This window comes from Streptomyces syringium (genome assembly GCF_017876625.1).
Taxonomy (GTDB): domain Bacteria; phylum Actinomycetota; class Actinomycetes; order Streptomycetales; family Streptomycetaceae; genus Streptomyces; species Streptomyces syringius.
Genome location: NZ_JAGIOH010000001.1, coordinates 6,741,464 through 6,757,972, shown reverse-complemented (window position 1 = coordinate 6,757,972; position 16,509 = coordinate 6,741,464). Strand labels below are relative to the sequence as shown.

The window sequence follows — 16,509 nt, the reverse complement described above, 5'->3', positions numbered from 1 at the left end:
GATGGTGACCATAAGGAGGCCGTTGGCCCATGGCGGTGGACGCGCTGGACGCGAAGATCTTGCGGCTGCTGCTGGAGCAGCCACGGACGAGCGTGCGGGAGTACGCGCGCGTGCTGGGCATCGCGCGCGGCACGCTGCAGGCCCGGCTCGACCGGCTGGAGCGCGAGGGCGTGATCACCGGCACCGGACCGCGGCTGTCCCCCGCGGCGCTCGGCCATCCCATGCTGGCGTTCGTCCACATAGAGGTCACTCAGGGCCATCTGGACACGGTCGCGAACGCGCTCGCCGAGGTGCCGGAGATCATCGAGGCGTTCTCGATCACCGGTGGCGGCGATCTGATGACACGGGTCGTCGCGCGCGACGCGGCACACCTGGAGGACGTGATCCAGCTGCTGGTCCAGTTGCCGGGGGTGGTCCGCACGCGCACCGAGGTGGTGCTGCGCGAGCGCGTGCCCTACCGGATGGTGCCGCTGGTGGAATCGGTGGGACGGGCGGCTCAGCGGTCTCCCTGACGGGGCTGCCCGACCGGCCGCCCGACCGGGCCACACGACCGGTGCGCCGGACCGGGCCCGCGCCTGACCGGTACGCCTGATCAGGCTGTCTCTCCGCGCTGCCTGACGGATCGTCCGAGGAGCCGCCCCTCACCCGGAGAGGCGCCCCCGATGTCTCCCCTCTCACACATAGGTGGGATTATCTGCTCGCTCATCTCAACAAGCGAGGACAAGGGGATGTACATGGATCGAAATGGGGGAAGACCGGTACGCCGGTGGGGAACGGCGCTCGTCGCGTCGACCGCGGCGATCGCCGTCGTACTCCCGGCGACGACCGCCGAGGCCGCCGCCAGCGGTCCGTCGGGCGTCACCGCCCAGGGCGCGTTCCTGCTCGACACCGGCAAGAACAGCCGGCTGTGGTCCAAGAGCGCCGACACCAAGCGTCAGATGGCCAGCACCACCAAGGTCATGACGGCGACCGTGGTCCTGGACACCAGTGGCGTCAATCTCAACAAGCTGGTCACGATCAAGCAGTCGTACCGCGATTACGTCGCGCGTAACGGCGCGAGCACGGCGGATCTGCGCGTCGGCGACAAGCTGACCGTGCGCCAGCTGCTGTACGGCCTGATGCTCCCCTCCGGGTGCGACGCCGCGTACGCGCTCGCCGACACCTTCGGCAGCGGCAGCACCGAGGCCGCGCGCACGAAGTCGTTCATCGGCAAGATGAACAAGAAGGCCGCCGCCCTTGGCATGAAGAACACCAAGTACGACTCCTTCGACGGCATCTCGGCGGCGGGCGCCAACTACACGACGCCGCGCGACACGGCGAAGCTGGCCGGCCACGCGATGGCCAACAGCACGTTCGGCACGGTCGTCAAGTCGACCAGCACCCAGCAGAAGGCCGCGAACATCAATCGCACCTACTACTGGGACAACACGAACAAGCTGCTCGGGTCGTACAAGGGCGCGATAGGCATCAAGACCGGCACGGGCTCCGTGGCCGGGCCGTGCCTGGTGTTCGCCGCCCAGCGCAACGGACGCACCGTCGTGGGCGTCATCCTCAACGCCGGCAACCGCTACGCGGACGCCACGAAGATGCTCGACTGGGCCTACAACACCAAGACGCCGGTGAAGCTGCGCCAGCTGCCGGCCTCGGCCCAGAAGGACTGACGCACCCGGCTGAGCCGAGGCCGACCGGCCGCCGGGCGGTCAGCCGAGAAAGGTCAGCCGCACCTGGCGGTCCGGGTTGTCCCGGTTGGTATCCACCAGACACACGGACTGCCAGGTGCCCAGTTCCAGCCGTCCGCCGAGGACGGGGAGCGTCGCGTGCGGCGGCACGAGCGCCGGAAGGACATGATCCCGGCCGTGGCCGGGGCTCCCGTGCCGGTGCCGCCAGCGGTCGTCCGCCGGCAGCAGGTCCCGCAGCGCGGCGAGCAGGTCGTCGTCACTGCCCGCGCCCGTCTCCAGAACGGCCACTCCGGCGGTGGCGTGCGGCACGAAAATATTGAGCAGGCCGTCGCGGCCCGCGGCCACGGCGCGCAAGAATTCCTCACAGTCTCGCGTGAGGTCGTACACGGTCTCCGAAGTGCCGGTGGAGACGTCGAGGACATGCGTACGGAACGTTTCGGTCATGCTCCCATCTTGCCCGGTGGCGGGCACGCGACCCGGCTCCGGGGAGGGTGCGAGGAGCGGGAAGACCGCGAGCGTCGCCACTGTTAGTGGAATCATGAACAAAATCCGGTCGCGTGAGGTCGAGGTCGTCGTGGTGGGCGCCGGGCAGGCAGGGCTGTCCAGCGCGTATCACCTGCGCCGGGCGAGGTACGAGCCCGACCGGGACTTCGTCGTTCTGGATCACTCGCCGCGCCCGGGCGGCGCCTGGCAGTTCCGCTGGCCGTCGCTGACCTACGGCAGGGTGCACGGCATGCACGCGCTGCCGGGCAGGGAGCTGACGGGAGCGGACGACTCCATGCCGTCCGCCGAGGTGATCGGCGGCTACTTCGCGGAGTACGAGGAGGCGTTCGATCTGCGGGTGCACCGCCCGGTCGAGGTGAGCGCGGTGCGGGAGGGGCCGCATGGGCGGCTGTGGGCCGAGACGTCCGAGGGCGTCTGGGCGCCACGGGCCCTGATCAACGCGACCGGCACCTGGGACCGCCCGTTCTGGCCCCGCTACCCCGGTCAGGAGCACTTTCGCGGCCGGCAGCTGCATACGGCCGACTATCCGGGCCCGCAGGAGTTCGCCGGGCAGCGTGTCGTGGTCGTCGGGGGTGGGACCTCGGGTGTGCAACATCTGATGGAGATCGCCGAGGTGGCCGCGGCAACGACGTGGGTGACCCGGCGTCCTCCGCTCTTCCGCGAGGGCCCCTTCGACGAGGCCCGCAGCAGGGAAGCCGTCGCGCGGGTCGAGGAGCGCGTACGGCGGGGGCTGCCGCCGCAGAGTGTGGTGTCCGTGACCGGGCTGCCCATGACGGCGGCCATGGAACGAGCCCGGTCCGCGGGTGTTCTCGAACGGCTGCCGATGTTCGACCGCATCACGCCCAACGGTGTGACGTGGGCCGACGGCCACCGCGTCGACGCCGACGTCATCGTCTGGGCCACCGGCTTCCGCCCCGCCATCGACCACCTGGCACCGCTCCGGCTGCGCGAGCCGGGCGGCGGCATCCGCGTCGAGGGCACGCGGGCCGTCCGTGACTCTCGCGTGCACCTGGTCGGATACGGGCCTTCGGCGAGCACCATCGGCGCGAACCGGGCGGGCCGGGAGGCCGTACGGGAGATCCGGTCGCTGTTCGCCGAGCCCGGTGCCGGACCCGTCGGAGGCCCCAAGGACCGCCACGTGGACGATCCTTCACAGCACGCGGTCGCTGCGGCAGTATGAGCCGCGCGAGGAGGAATCATGCGTGTGGGGCTGTTCATCACCTGCGTCAATGACACGCTCTACCCGCGCACCGGTCAGGCCGTCGTCACCCTGCTGGAGCGGTTGGGCGTCCAGGTCGCCTTCCCCATGGCGCAGAGCTGTTGCGGTCAGCCGCAGTTCAACACGGGCTACCGCCATCTGGCGGAACCCCTGATGCGCCGCTACGCCACCGCCTTCCAGGACGTCGACCACGTGGTGACCCCGTCCGGTTCCTGTGCGGCGATGATCCGTGACAACTACCCGCGGATCGCCGCCAAAGCGGCTGCCGAGGGGCGGGGCGACGCGATGTCCGAGGCGGCGGCGGGAGCGGTGGCCAAGACCCATGAGCTGACCGAGTTCCTGGTCGACATCCTGGGGGTGACGGACGTCGGGGCGTACTTTCCGCACACCGTCACCTACCACCCCACCTGTCATGGACTGCGGGTACTGCGCCTCGGTGACCGGCCGCTGCGGCTCCTGGAGAAGGTGCGTGGCATCGAACTGCGGGAGCTCGCCGGGGCCGAGGAGTGCTGCGGCTTCGGTGGCACCTTCGCCGTCAAGAACCCCGCCGTCTCCGCCGCGATGGGTGCCGACAAGGCCCGCGCGCTCGACGACACCGGTGCGGCGGCCGTGTGCGCGGTCGACAACTCCTGTCTTGTGCACATCGGCGGCACGCTCGCCCGCAGTGGCTCCGCCGTCCGCCCCGTCCATATCGCGGAGATCCTCGCCAGCACGGAAGGCAGCGTCCTGTGAGCGGCCCCGAGCGCCCTACGGACGGCTCCGCCCACGCGACGTACCTGGGCATGCCCGCATTTCCCCGAGCCGCCGCCGTCTCGACCCGGGACGGCGGGCTGCGCGCCAACCTGCGGCACGCGACGCACACCATCCGCGCCAAGCGCGCCGCGGCCGTCGCCGAGCTGGACGACTGGGAGCGGCTGCGCGCCGCCGGAGCCGCCATCAAGGACCGGACCCTGCGTCACCTCGACCACTATCTCGTGCGGTTGGAGGAGAACGTGACCCGGGCCGGGGGCACCGTCCACTGGGCGGCGGACGCCGCCGAGGCGAACCGCATCGTCACCGACCTCGTGCGCGCCACCGGCGAGCGCGAAGTCGTCAAGGTCAAGTCCATGGTCACCCAGGAGATCGGACTCAACGCCGCCCTCGCGGAGGCGGGGATCCGGGCGTACGAGACCGACCTCGCCGAGCTGATCGTGCAGCTCGGCGACGATCTGCCCTCACACATCCTGGTCCCCGCCATCCACCGCAACCGGGGCGAGATCCGCGACATCTTCCGCGACCGGATGGCGCAGTGGGGGCGCCCGGCACCGGAAGGGCTCACGGACCGCCCCGCCGATCTCGCCGAAGCCGCCCGGCTGCACCTGCGCGAGAAGTTCCTGAGGAGCAAGGTCGCGATCTCGGGCGCCAACTTCATGGTGGCCGAGACCGGCACCCTCGTGGTCGTGGAGTCCGAGGGCAACGGCCGGATGTGCCTCACCCTCCCGGAGACCCTGATCTCCGTCGTCGGCATCGAGAAGACCGTGCCGACCTGGCAGGACCTGGAGGTCTTCCTCCAACTGCTCCCCCGCTCCTCGACCGCCGAGCGCATGAACCCGTACACCTCTATGTGGACGGGGACCACCGCCGAGGACGGTCCACGCGCCTTCCACCTCGTGCTGCTCGACAACGGTCGCACCGACACGCTCGCCGACCGGGTCGGCCGCCAGGCACTGCGCTGCATCCGCTGTTCGGCCTGCCTGAACGTCTGTCCCGTGTACGAGCGGGCCGGTGGGCACGCGTACGGCTCGCCCTATCCCGGACCGATCGGCGCGATCCTCACACCGCAGTTGCGCGGCCTCATCTCCCCGCTGGAGGAATCCCTTCCCTACGCCTCCTCTCTGTGCGGCGCCTGCTACGACGCCTGCCCGGTCGCCATCGATATCCCGGAGGTCCTCGTTCACCTGCGCGAGCGGGTCGTGGAAGGCGGCGAGGTGACCGTCCGCGGCACCAGGACCGTCATCAAACCGGCCAGGAAGCACGCCGCCGAACGGGCGCTGATGCGAACCGCCGGCTGGGTCCTCGACCACCCCGCCGCGCTCCGGCACGGTCAGCGCCTCGCCGCCCGCACCCGCCGCTTCCACCCGCGACGGCTGCCCGGGCCGGGCCGCACCTGGACGGACTCCCGCGAGCTGCCCGAGATGCCCGCCGAGTCGTTCCGGGACTGGTGGGCCCGCACCCGAGGCGGACCGACGGCCACCCGGCCCCGGGAGCAGGCTTCATGAGTGCCGGTTCCGGCCGTGCCGACGGCGACGCGAGCAGGGAGCGGGTCCTCGGGCGGATCCGGCGCGCGCTGGCCGATGTGCCGCGCTACGAGCGCCCGCGCGACCACCCCGTCGTCCGCGACTATCTCCGCACCCACGCCGAGCGGACACCCGCCGAGTCCGTGGCCCTCCTCGCCGAGAATCTCGCGGACTACCGCGCCGTCGTGCACCGCACGGACCCGGCCGGGCTGCCCCCGCTCCTCGGGCGGTTGCTCGCCTCGCGCGGTGCCCGCCGTGTGGTCGTACCGGCCGGGCTGCCGCGGGGGTGGCTTGCCGGGGCCCGAGTGGACCTGGTGCCGGATGCGGCGGCTCTGACGCCTCGGGAGCTGGACAGCGCGGACAGCGTCGTCACCGGATGCGCGCTGGCCATCGCCGAGACCGGCACGGTGGTCCTCGACTCGGGCCCGGACCAGGGCCGTCGTCGCATCTCACTCGTGCCCGATCACCATCTGTGCGTGGTGCGGATCGCGGACCAGGTGGTGGACTCGGTGCCGCAGGCCCTCGAACGGCTGGCTCCCGAACGGCCGCTGACCTGGATCTCGGGTCCGTCCGCGACCAGCGACATCGAACTGGACCGGGTCGAGGGCGTCCATGGTCCACGCACCCTCGAAGTGATCCTGGTGGACGGCGATCCTCGGTCGTTGTGAGCCGCGCCGGGCGCGGGGCTTGTGGGGCGCGGGCGTCCTGTCCGATCCTGGCCCTTCGTGCTCTTCGGCGGTTTTCCCCCGTATGTCGCTGCCGTGTCCCGTCCCCGCGTCCTCTTCTTCCGACGTCCCTCCCTGGAGCTGACGTATGCGCGCACGACGACCGAACTCTTCGCACCGCCCCCTGTCGGCCGTCACGGGCGAGGAATGGCAGGCCGGCCCCGAGACGTTCCAGGTGAACCGGGAGCCCGCCCGCGCCCGTCTCATCCCCTTCGCCGATCTCCGTTCGGCGCTCGCCGGTGACTCCGCCGACTCGCCGTACTACCGATCGCTCAACGGCGTCTGGCGGTTCCACTGGTCCCCGAACCCCGCCGAGCGCCCGACGGGGATCGCCGAGGACGACTTCGACGACAGCGGCTGGGATCACGTCACCGTGCCCGGCAACTGGGAGATGCAGGGCTACCCGGAACCGGTCTACCTCAACGTCCGGTACCCGTGGATCGGTTATGAGCAGCCCGCTCCCCCGCTCGTGCCCACCGTCTTCAACCCGGTCGGCTCCTATCGCCGTACCTTCACCGTCCCGCGTGACTGGGCGGGGCGTCGCGTCCTGATCTCCTTCCAGGGCGTCAAATCCGCGTTCTACGTCTGGGTCAACGGCCGACGGGTCGGCTACAGCGAGGACAGCTACACGCCCGCCGAATTCGACGTGAGCCCCTGTCTGCGCCCGGGAGAGAACACCTTGGCCGTCGAGGTCCACCGCTGGTGCACCGGGAGCTGGCTGGAGGACCAGGACATGATCGATGTGTCCGGCATCTTCCGCGACGTGTATCTCTACTCCGTCCCCCACGTGCATGTACACGATCTGTTTGTCCGTACCGAGTTGGACCACGACGTCCGTGACGCGGAGCTCAAGGTGTCCGCGACCCTGCGGTCCACGGGTCCGGAGCCCCACCCCGGCGGCCACCGCGTCCGGGCGACCCTGCACGATGCCGGGGGCGCCCCCGTGCTGTCCCGGAGCGCACTCGCCCGCTTCGCCGAGTCCGGTGAGGCGACCGTCGAGCTGAGCTCCCGGGTCGCCCGGCCCTCGTTGTGGTCGGCCGAACAACCCTGCCTCTACGTCCTGACCCTGGAGCTGACCGATGCGCAGGGCGACACCATCGACATCCGGCGCACCCGCGTCGGGTTCCGCGCCGTTGGCTACGGCCCCGGTGAGCTGACGGTCAATGGCCGGCCCGTCGTCCTCCGCGGGGTCAACCGCCACGAGTGGGACCCCGACCACGGCCAAGCGGTCCCCGAACAGCGGATGATCGAAGACATCCGCATCATGAAGCAGCACAACATCAACGCCGTCCGCACCTCGCACTACCCCAACCACCCGCGCTGGCTGGAGCTGTGCGACGAGTACGGCCTGTATGTGATCGACGAGGCCAACCTGGAGACACACGATCTGCGCGACGTTCTGCCCGCGAGCCTCCCCGAGTGGACCGATGCCTGTGTCGACCGGCTCCGCAGCATGGTGGAGCGCGACAAGAACCATCCCTGCGTCGTGATCTGGTCGCTGGGCAACGAGGCCGGCCGAGGCGGAAACTTCCGGGTCATGGCCGACTGGGTGCACGACCGCGACCCGTCCCGGCCCGTGCACTACGAGGGCATGAACGCGGTCGCCGACATCGAGTCGCGCATGTACGCCGACCCGGACGCCGTCGAGGCGTACGGAAAGTCCGGGAACCCCAAGCCGTACATCCTGTGCGAATACGCGCACTCCATGGGCAACAGCACGGGAAATCTCCGGGAGTACTGGGACGTCATCGACACCCACCCGAATCTGCACGGCGGGTTCATCTGGGACTTCGCCGATCAGGCGATCCGTCTTCCGGTGCCGGGCGCACCCGGCCGCACCTACCTGTCCTTCGGCGGCGACTGGCATCCGGGTCATCCCGACGACGGAAACTTCAGCTGCAACGGTCTCGTCGCCGCGGACCGCACCCCGCACCCGGCTCTGCACGAGGTGAAGAAGGTCTACCAGCCGGTGCGGATCTCGGCCGCGGACCTGGCGGCCGGGACGGTGAAGGTGACCAATCTCCAGCTGTTCACGGGGCTCGAGGCGTACGAACTGCGGTGGGAGGTCACCCGCGACGGCGAGCCCGTCCAGCACGGCGCGCTCGCCGCGCCCAGGACCGGAGCGGGCGAGTCGACGATCGTCCGGCTGCCGTGGGAGCGGCCCGAGAAGCCGGAGCCCGGCGCGGAGTACTGGCTCAACGTCTCCTTCGTCCTCCGCGAGGCGACCCGCTGGGCCGAAGCCGGTCACATCGTCGCCGCGGAGCAGCTCGCGCTCCCTTGGCGCTCCCCGGCACCCGCGCACGATGTGGCCGTACTGCCCGCGCTCCGGGTCGTCCGGACCCCTCGCGCGATCACCGTCACCGGGGCCGATCTCGAACTCGCCCTGGACACGGCGTCCGGCACCCTCAGCACCTATCGTCACCGCGGCCGGACTCTGCTGATCGAGGGGCCGGTCCCGAACTTCTGGCGGGCGCCGACCGACAACGACATCGGCTGGGGCGCGCAGGTCTCGTCCGGTACGTGGCGCGACGCGGGGGTGAGGCGTGCGGTCGGCTCGATCGAGGTCGAGCAGCCGGCCCCCGCCGAGGTGGTGCTCACCGTCGTCGCCACCTTGCCCACCGCTCCTGCCGTCTCCCGGTGGACGACCGTCTTCACGGTGCTCGGTGACGGCGAGGTGCGCGTACGGCACACTCTCACGCCGGGCCCGGGGCTGCCGGATCTGCCGGTGGTGGGCGCGCTGCTGACCGTGCCGGGCCGCTTCGGGACGCTCGGCTGGTACGGACGCGGCCCGCACGAGAACTATCAGGACCGCCGCGACAGCGCGTTCGTAGGCCGCTACAGCCGCTCGACGGACGCACCGGTGGTGCCGTACGCGCGCCCTCAGGCCCTGGGCAATGTCACGGATGTGCGCAGCGCCTCGCTGACCGACCGGGACGGCTCGGGCCTGTCCGTGCTGGCCGAAACCGTCGACGGCGTCGGTCTGTTGGAGATCAGTGCTCTTCATTGCACGCCTTTCGACCTCGAAGGTCCACGACACCCGCATGAGATGAGGTGGCGCGACGACACGATCCTGAGCGTCAACCATCGCCAGATGGGGGTGGGCGGCAACGACTCCTGGGGGGCTCGGCCCTTGGAGCGGTACCTGCTGCACGCCGACCGCGACTACAGCTACGCCTACCGGCTGCGACCGGCCCGATAGCTTCGGCCGGGGCGTGCCGTCAACGCCCCTTGGGCGGTGGTTTCGTTTTCCATGAGCGCCAGAGTAGAAGTCCCCGGACCAGCGGGTGGTGCACTGTCCACAGGCCCGGTCATATGATCACGCCGATGAAGGAGGAGTGATGGAACTGCCCCTGCAGGGCATCACCGTCGTCGCCCTCGAGCAGGCCGTCGCCGCGCCGTTCGCCACCCGTCAGCTCGCGGACCTCGGTGCACGCGTGATCAAGATCGAACGACCGGGCCGAGGTGACTTCGCCCGTGAGTACGACCGGAGCGTCAAGGGGCTCTCCGCCTACTTCGTCTGGATCAATCGTGGCAAGGAGAGTATCGCCCTCGACCTCAAGGACCCCGCTGACCGGTCGCTGCTCGACCGGCTGCTGGCCCGCGCCGATGTCTTCATCCAGAACCTCGGCCCCGGCGCGGCCGACCGGCTGGGCCTCCGCACCGAGACGCTTCGTGCCCGCGATCCGCGCTTGATCACCTGTGATGTCTCCGGATACGGCCCCGAAGGTCCCTACCGCGACAAGAAGGCCTACGACCTGCTGGTTCAGTGTGAGGTCGGGCTGCTGTCGATCACCGGCAGCCCCGACTCCCCGGCCCGTCCGGGCATTTCCATCGCGGACATCGCCGGTGGGATGTATGCCTACACGGGCATTCTGACCGCGCTGTACGAACGCGAGCGCACGGGCCGGGGCTCCGCGCTGTCGGTCTCCCTCTTCGACGCGCTCGCCGAGTGGATGGGGCACCCGTACTTCGCCCAGGCCTACGGCGGCGCACCCATCGCCCGCAGCGGGGCCCGGCACCCGTCCATCTCCCCGTACGGGCACTACGCGTGCGGCGACGGCGCACGCGTGTTCCTGAGCGTGCAGAACGACCGCGAATGGGTGGCCCTCTGCTCACAGGTGCTGCGGCAGCCCGAGCTCATCCGTGACCCGCGTTTCGCCGACAATCCACTGCGCCGGGCACACGACGACGAACTGACGGCCGTCATGGAGGAGGTCTTCGCTCGTCATACGGCGGACGGGCTCCTCGCCCTCCTCGACGGCGCCGGCATCGCCAACGCCCGCTTGCGCACCGTCGGGGAGTTCGCCGACCATCCGCAGTTGACGGCACGCGAGCGCTGGCGTGACTTCGGCTCGCCCGCAGGGCCGCTGCGCGGTCTGTTGCCGCCCGTCGAGGTACGGGGCAGGGAAGCGGCCATGGGCGCGGTGCCCGCCGCCGGGGAGCATACGGCGGCGATCCGGGCCGAGTTCTCGACGACTTCGCAGGCCGACGCGCACGAGTGACGCACGCCGTCGGATCCCGAAGGTGACCCTGCCAGTGGTACGCACCGGGTGCGTACCACGCGGAGAGGACTGGGTGGGGCGATCTTCGAGGAGCAGGCTCTTCCTCAGCACCGCACATCACGCGAGGAAGGCTTGATCATGACCGTTCAGGGACAGCACTCCGTCCAGGAGTACGACGTCACGACCCCGGCTCTCGGCAGGGCCGGGGGCCGGGCCGACGACCGGACTCAGGGCCGGCCCCGGAGCCGGGCGGCCACGGCGACCCTGTGGTCGGCGGGCTGGTCGGCACCGGTACAGCGGCCGAGCAGCGGCTTCGAGGAGAACTGGTCGGAGACCGGGTTCGCTCAGCAGTCCGTGCGGCAGATCGTCCGCCTCACCGGAAGGGGCACTGCGGCCCGCATCCGGCTGTCGAACCGTTTCGGCACCGAGCCCCTGACCGTCAGCGCCGCGACTCTCGCGCTGACCGACGAGGGTGCCGCCACCCACCCCGGCACCATGAGGCAGTTGTCGTTCGGCGGAGCTACCTCGGTGACGATCCCCGCCGGTGGTGAGACCGTCGGCGATGCGACGGGACTGCTGGTGGAACCGTTCGACTCGGTGACCGTGACCCTGTACTTCGAGGAGCCCACCGGGCCCTCGACATTCCACTCGCAGGCGTATGCCAACAGCTACCGCGCCACGGGCGACCGCACGGCCGACGTCGGCGGTGAGGGCTTCGACGAGGTCACCCATTCCTGGTACTACCTCTCCGACGTCGAACTGTCGGGGAGCGCCACTCCCTTCGACACGGTGGTGGCTTTCGGGGACTCCATCACGGACGGCTACGGGTCCACCGTAGGGGCGAACCACCGCTACCCCGACGCGCTCGCCGAGCGCCTCACCACCGCGGGCCGGCCGCTGGCCGTCGTCAACGCGGGGATCGGTGGAAACCTCATGCTCAACGACTCCGCCTGGTACGGCGACCGGGCCGTGGACCGGTTCGAACGCGATGTTCTCGACAAGCCCGGTGTCCGCTCCGTGGTGGTGTTCGCGGGACTCAACGACATCGGCTTCAGCGAGGTGGACCTGCCGACGTACAAGCCCAACCCGGACGTCACGGTGGCGGAGTTGACCGCCGGATACCGACAGTTGATCGAGCGGGCTCACAGCCGTGGTGTCAAGGTCATCGGCGCGACCATCCTGCCGTTCAAGGGGTCGGAGTACCACACCCCGGCGGCCGAGGCGAAGCGCGTCGCGCTCAACGAGTGGATCCGCACCTCCGGTGCGTACGACGGGGTCGCCGACTTCGACCGGGCTCTGGCCTCGCCCGACGACCCCCAGGTGCTGCACCCGGCATACGACAGTGGTGACCGCAAGCACCCCAACGACGCCGGCTACCGGGTCATGGCCGAGGCCATCGAACTCGACGTCCTCTGAACGAAGATCAGACTCTTGCCGTGAGCCGCGTATCGCGCCGGACGAGCGCGGCATACGGGCCCGCACCCGCGAGCAGTTCCTGATGGGTGCCGCGCTCGGCGATCCGACCGCCGTCAAGGACGACGATCTGGTCGGCGTCGCGGATCGTGGAGAGCCGGTGCGCGATGGTGATCGTCGTCCGCCCCTCGGACAAGGCGTCGATGGCCTTCTGCACGGCGTGCTCGGTACGGGTGTCCAGCGCGCTGGTCGCCTCGTCCAGGACGAGCACGGGCGGGTCACGCAGGATGGTCCGGGCTATCGCCAGCCGCTGCTTCTCACCGCCGGAAAAGCGATAGCCACGCTCTCCCACGAGAGTGTCGTAGCCGTCGGGCAGGGAGGCGATGTGGTCGTGGATCTGTGCCGCCCGCGCGGCGGCCCTGATCTCGTCGTCCGTCGCATCGGGCTTGGCGAAGCGGAGATTGTCGGCGACAGAGGCGTGGAAGAGATAGGTCTCCTGCGAGACCACTCCGACCGCACGGGCGAGCGTGTCGAAGTCGAGGTCGCGGACGTCGACTCCGTCGATCAGCACTCGGCCGCCGGTGACGTCGTAGAGCCGGGGGACGAGATAGCTGAGCGTGCTCTTGCCCGAGCCCGTCGGCCCCACGACGGCCAGGCTGCTTCCGGCCGGAACGGACAGGTCGATGTCCGAGAGGGTCTCCGCCGACGGGTCGTAGGAGAAGGAGACGGAGTCGAAGCGGATCTCACCGCGGATCTTCTCCAGCCGCACCGGCTTCTCGGGCTCGGCGATGTCCACGGGCAGATCGAGGTACTCGAAGATGCGGTGGAAGAGGGCCAGGGAGGCCTGCATCTGCACACCGGTGGACAGCAGGCTGACCGTGGGGCGGAAGAGTCCCTGCTGGAGGGAGACGAAGGCGACGAGCGTACCGATCGAGATATCCGGCCCGTCCGCCCGCAGGGCTATTCCGGCCGCCCAGTAGATGACGGCGGGCATGGCGGCCATGACGATGCCGATGACGGACATCTTCCACCGCCCGGCCATGTTCGCCCGCACTTCGAGCCCGACCAGCCGCTCGGACTCCTTCTCGAAGGCCGTGGTCAGGGAGTCGGCACGGCCCATCGTGCGGCCGAGCAGGATCCCGCTGACGGACAGCGATTCCGTGACCATGGCAGCCATGGACGCCATCTGATGCTGACGCTGGGAGGTGATCTTCTTGCGCTCGCTGCCGACGCGGCGGCTGATCCATACGAACACCGGCAGGAGAAGGAGCGAGACGACGGTCAGGCGCCAGTCCAGGGCGAGCATCGCCACGACCGTGGCGACCACACTGGTGAGGTTGGAGACCAGGGAGGTGGCGGTGGACGTCACGGTCGCCTGCATGCCACCGATGTCATTGGCGATCCGGGACTGCACCTCGCCGGTGCGGGTCCTGGTGAAGAAGGCCAGCGGCATGCTCTGGAGCCGGCCGTAGACCGCGGTCCGCAGATCGTGCATGACGCGCTGGCCGACCGTGGTGGAGATGAGGGTCTGCAGAACGCCGAAGACGCTGTTCACGACGGCTGCGGCGATCATGCCGAGAGCCAACAGGCTCAGCAGGCCGGTGCGGCCGTCCGGAATGGCGACGTCGAGGACCTCGCGCAACAGGAACGGCGAGGCCACCGAGACGAGCGAGGAGGCGGCGACGAGCAGCCCGACGAGGGCGAGCCGGCCGCGATAGGGGCGGAAGAGGCGGAGGATACGGCGCAGCTGCGCGGGTTGCTCCGGGTCTGCGGGCGGGGGCGTCCAGTCCGGTTCGTCGTGACGCATGGGCTCCTTCAGAGGGGTCGGGGCAGCGAGGTGAATCTCCCACCGTTCACCGAGCATAGCTCACTGTTACCTATGCTCACAATGCACTGCGTCCTGGTATTCTGTTGATCATGACCGCTCCCGATCCGTCCGGGCAGCTCGCCGAGCAGCTGCTGCGCCTCACTCGCCGGCTCCACCGCGCGCAGAAGCGTTACCTCGACCCGGTCGGCATCACGCCCGCCCAGTCCCGGCTGCTCCGCACCGTCTCGCACTACGAGGAACCACCGCGCATGGCGGATCTGGCGCAGCGCCTCGAGGTCGTGCCCCGGGCGGTCACCACGCTGGTCGACGCGCTGGAGGCCAACGGGGCGGTGCGCCGGGTGCCGGACCCGACCAATCGCCGGGTCATCCGGATCGAGATCACCGACCAGGGCCGGTCGACGCTGCGCGCGCTGCGCAAGGCCCGGCGGACGGCCGTGGAGGACATACTCGCCCCGCTGAGCACCGAACAGCGCGTGGTGCTCGGCAGCCTGCTGGACGAGCTCATGGCGGGCCCGGAGCGCGGCTGCTGACGCGCCGCGCAGTGCGCGCGGGGCACATGCCCGGTGACGCGCAAGGGCGGGCCCGCAGGGCGCTCTGGCCCCGCGAACCCGCCCCGGGTGAGCGGTCAGCAGCCCTGGCGGTCCTCCGTCAGGTCCCCCTGTGCCGTGGCCAGAGTCCGGTCGTAGCAGACTCCCGGACCGTACAGGCGGTAGCGCTCACGCGAGACGCCCGTCGCGTGCCGCTGGTCGCGGGGCACGTTCTGGTTGTAGGCCGCGTCACCCGTGTAGGTGTTGTCCAGCCGCGACCATCCCACGCGTCGATGTCCACGCAGCGTGACCGTGTCCGCCCGGTCGCCCATGGTCATGACCGTGCGCAGCCGGTCTCCCGCGCCGATGGTGATCTCACCGTCCATGCTGTACGCGCGCCGGGCCCCGGTCGTGGTCGCGGGGCCGCGACCGTCGACCGTCACCGTTTCGTCGTCGCTCCAACGGGCCCGCAGCGCGTCCGTCGACTCGCCGTCGGTCCAGCGGTGGACGGAAGTACCGGCGACCTTCCGGGCGACGGTCGTCGTGACCCGCCCGTGGGAGGTGTCCACATAGCCCGCGACCGTGAGGGAATGCCCGCCCTCGGAGGTCAGCCGGTGCTCCGTGCCGGGCTTGTACTCCGTGGTGCTGGCGAGGTCCCCCACCGTGTGTGCGGTGAGCGCACCCGTGACGCGGGTGGCTTTCGCGTCCTGCCAGACCAGGATGTTGGTGGGGGTACTCCAGCCGCTCTGGCCCTCGGGCACTCCGGCGACCGAGACGGCGACGCGGTGCGGCTTGCCGTCGTTCAACAGGCCGGCGAAGGGCGTGAGGTCGTACTCCACGGGCCGGACGTCGAAGGCACGTGGCCCGGGAATGACGTACCAGAGGAAGGGATTGGACCAGCCGCCCGTCCACACGGTCGGGAAGGGCGCGGCGATCCCGGCGAGCCGGCCGTCCACCGAGACCTGCACCTCCCGGTACGGGCCGTTCTTGGCCTTGCACGAGTAGGGAGCCGCGTCCGGCACGGTGAGGTACCAGAACTCCTCACAGCCTCCGCCGGAGCCGGTGGCGTACACCTCGGCCACGATCCGCTCGCTGTTGCGCGGTGTGGTGAGGCGCCCTTCGTGGACGCCGCCCTCGGTGCGCGCCCCGTCCAGGGTCAGGACCTTGTCCGGGGTGTGGGCCGGCTTCACCCGGCCCTCGGCCGCGTAGAAGGTCAGGGTCACCTTGACCTTGATGACGCCGGTGTAGGTGTCGTTCACGAGGTTGCCGATGAGCATCTCGACGGGCTGAGCGGAGCGCAGGGTCGCCGCGTAACGGGTGACGTCCTTCTCCACGTTCCAGGCGATGCCCTCGGGCGACGGTTCCGGTGTGGAGGTGCGCAGGACCTCCACACCGCCGATCCGAAGGTAGCCCAGACGGTCGTACTGCCGTCCGGCGACGGACCCTTCGAGTCGCAGGACGACCTTGTTCCAGCGATCGCCACATCCTTCGGGGGGAGTGTAGGAGCTCTTGTAGGGCGTGTAGTCGCGGAACTCGGTCTGGGCGACGGTCACTTTGCACGAGGTGGTGTTCGGGGTGGCCACGGGCGGCGTGGCGGTGACCGGGTCGTGCCAGTCGGTGCCGAACTCTGGGGGCGGTTCCGCGGCCGCGGCGGGGCTCGCGCCCAGCGCCAGGCCGACGGCCGCGGCGCACAGCGCGAGAAGCAGTCGTCTCGGTCTCATGGGGCAGGAGTGAAGCGTGCCGTACCGCGGCGCGCCAGAGCCTCTTTGGCCTGATCCGTCGACCGCGCGAAAAACCAGTTGAATTCGGCACTCCTGAAACGCGAACCTTTCACTT

General features: G+C 70.1%; 13 protein-coding genes. 10 read left to right on the top strand and 3 right to left on the bottom strand.

The genetic code is table 11. The annotated features are described in order from the left end of the window. The first annotated feature begins 29 nt into the window (after window positions 1–29). Together JO379_RS29635 and JO379_RS29630 are read left to right on the top strand one after the other, a co-directional pair. Window positions 30–512, top strand: coding sequence for an Lrp/AsnC family transcriptional regulator (locus JO379_RS29635; RefSeq protein ID WP_130881118.1), 483 nt, complete (start codon window positions 30–32; stop codon window positions 510–512). Window positions 513–734: 222 nt separating this feature from the next. After that, window positions 735–1,661 carry a D-alanyl-D-alanine carboxypeptidase family protein gene (locus JO379_RS29630; RefSeq protein ID WP_209517815.1) on the top strand — a complete coding sequence of 309 codons (927 nt, stop codon included), beginning with the start codon at window positions 735–737 and terminating at the stop codon, window positions 1,659–1,661. Window positions 1,662–1,700: 39 nt separating this feature from the next. Here the strand turns inward: JO379_RS29630 and JO379_RS29625 are convergent, their stop codons facing one another. After that, window positions 1,701–2,123, bottom strand: a complete 423-nt coding sequence (locus JO379_RS29625; protein WP_130881120.1) for a YjbQ family protein — start codon at window positions 2,121–2,123, stop codon at window positions 1,701–1,703. A gap of 94 nt (window positions 2,124–2,217) precedes the next feature. Here JO379_RS29625 and JO379_RS29620 point away from each other — a divergent pair, with 94 nt between their 5' ends. The 7 genes from JO379_RS29620 (at window position 2,218) to JO379_RS29590 (ending at window position 12,321) form a co-directional block, all read left to right on the top strand. Further along, a complete protein-coding gene (locus JO379_RS29620) occupies window positions 2,218–3,363 on the top strand; it encodes an NAD(P)-binding domain-containing protein (RefSeq protein ID WP_209517813.1) in 1,146 nt (381 codons plus the stop codon). Between the two features lie 18 nt (window positions 3,364–3,381). Further along, the gene (locus JO379_RS29615) at window positions 3,382–4,134 is read left to right on the top strand and encodes a (Fe-S)-binding protein (protein ID WP_130881122.1); all 753 of its coding nucleotides are present in this window, start codon (window positions 3,382–3,384) and stop codon (window positions 4,132–4,134) included. A gap of 50 nt (window positions 4,135–4,184) precedes the next feature. Continuing rightward, window positions 4,185–5,660 (top strand): lactate utilization protein B, encoded by a 1,476-nt coding sequence (locus JO379_RS29610; RefSeq protein WP_209517811.1) that lies wholly within the window; start codon window positions 4,185–4,187, stop codon window positions 5,658–5,660. Then, the gene (locus JO379_RS29605) at window positions 5,657–6,346 is read left to right on the top strand and encodes a LutC/YkgG family protein (RefSeq protein WP_209517809.1); all 690 of its coding nucleotides are present in this window, start codon (window positions 5,657–5,659) and stop codon (window positions 6,344–6,346) included. Before JO379_RS29610 ends, JO379_RS29605 begins: the two co-directional genes overlap by 4 nt. A 145-nt stretch (window positions 6,347–6,491) precedes the next feature. After that, the gene (gene lacZ / locus JO379_RS29600; RefSeq protein WP_209517807.1) at window positions 6,492–9,602 is read left to right on the top strand and encodes a beta-galactosidase, LacZ type; all 3,111 of its coding nucleotides are present in this window, start codon (window positions 6,492–6,494) and stop codon (window positions 9,600–9,602) included. Window positions 9,603–9,741: 139 nt separating this feature from the next. Next, window positions 9,742–10,905, top strand: coding sequence for a CaiB/BaiF CoA transferase family protein (locus JO379_RS29595; protein WP_209517804.1), 1,164 nt, complete (start codon window positions 9,742–9,744; stop codon window positions 10,903–10,905). Window positions 10,906–11,043: 138 nt separating this feature from the next. Continuing rightward, entirely contained in the window at window positions 11,044–12,321 is a 1,278-nt protein-coding gene (locus JO379_RS29590) for an SGNH/GDSL hydrolase family protein (protein WP_209517802.1), read from the top strand. Window positions 12,322–12,328: 7 nt separating this feature from the next. Here JO379_RS29590 and JO379_RS29585 read toward each other — a convergent pair whose 3' ends face one another. Then, window positions 12,329–14,125: an ABC transporter ATP-binding protein gene (locus JO379_RS29585; RefSeq protein ID WP_209517800.1), complete on the bottom strand. Its 1,797-nt coding sequence runs from the start codon at window positions 14,123–14,125 to the stop codon at window positions 12,329–12,331. A 110-nt stretch (window positions 14,126–14,235) separates the two neighbouring features. Here JO379_RS29585 and JO379_RS29580 point away from each other — a divergent pair, with 110 nt between their 5' ends. Then, window positions 14,236–14,676, top strand: a complete 441-nt coding sequence (locus JO379_RS29580) for a MarR family winged helix-turn-helix transcriptional regulator (RefSeq protein WP_130881129.1) — start codon at window positions 14,236–14,238, stop codon at window positions 14,674–14,676. Between the two features lie 95 nt (window positions 14,677–14,771). Here JO379_RS29580 and JO379_RS29575 read toward each other — a convergent pair whose 3' ends face one another. Beyond that, complete coding sequence (locus tag JO379_RS29575; RefSeq protein ID WP_130881130.1) at window positions 14,772–16,394, bottom strand: peptide-N4-asparagine amidase; 1,623 nt, start codon at window positions 16,392–16,394, stop codon at window positions 14,772–14,774. Window positions 16,395–16,509 lie beyond the last annotated feature (115 nt).

What these genes read in the sequence shown, in the direction of transcription:
- JO379_RS29635 (WP_130881118.1), top strand. Translation starts at nt 30, where the DNA reads ATGGCGGTGGACGCGCTGGACGCGAAGATCTTGCGGCTGCTGCTGGAG.
- JO379_RS29630 (WP_209517815.1), top strand. Translation starts at nt 735, where the DNA reads ATGGATCGAAATGGGGGAAGACCGGTACGCCGGTGGGGAACGGCGCTC.
- JO379_RS29625 (WP_130881120.1), bottom strand. Translation starts at nt 2,123, where the DNA reads ATGACCGAAACGTTCCGTACGCATGTCCTCGACGTCTCCACCGGCACT.
- JO379_RS29620 (WP_209517813.1), top strand. Translation starts at nt 2,218, where the DNA reads ATGAACAAAATCCGGTCGCGTGAGGTCGAGGTCGTCGTGGTGGGCGCC.
- JO379_RS29615 (WP_130881122.1), top strand. Translation starts at nt 3,382, where the DNA reads ATGCGTGTGGGGCTGTTCATCACCTGCGTCAATGACACGCTCTACCCG.
- JO379_RS29610 (WP_209517811.1), top strand. Translation starts at nt 4,185, where the DNA reads ATGCCCGCATTTCCCCGAGCCGCCGCCGTCTCGACCCGGGACGGCGGG.
- JO379_RS29605 (WP_209517809.1), top strand. Translation starts at nt 5,657, where the DNA reads ATGAGTGCCGGTTCCGGCCGTGCCGACGGCGACGCGAGCAGGGAGCGG.
- lacZ (WP_209517807.1), top strand. Translation starts at nt 6,492, where the DNA reads ATGCGCGCACGACGACCGAACTCTTCGCACCGCCCCCTGTCGGCCGTC.
- JO379_RS29595 (WP_209517804.1), top strand. Translation starts at nt 9,742, where the DNA reads ATGGAACTGCCCCTGCAGGGCATCACCGTCGTCGCCCTCGAGCAGGCC.
- JO379_RS29590 (WP_209517802.1), top strand. Translation starts at nt 11,044, where the DNA reads ATGACCGTTCAGGGACAGCACTCCGTCCAGGAGTACGACGTCACGACC.
- JO379_RS29585 (WP_209517800.1), bottom strand. Translation starts at nt 14,125, where the DNA reads ATGCGTCACGACGAACCGGACTGGACGCCCCCGCCCGCAGACCCGGAG.
- JO379_RS29580 (WP_130881129.1), top strand. Translation starts at nt 14,236, where the DNA reads ATGACCGCTCCCGATCCGTCCGGGCAGCTCGCCGAGCAGCTGCTGCGC.
- JO379_RS29575 (WP_130881130.1), bottom strand. Translation starts at nt 16,394, where the DNA reads ATGAGACCGAGACGACTGCTTCTCGCGCTGTGCGCCGCGGCCGTCGGC.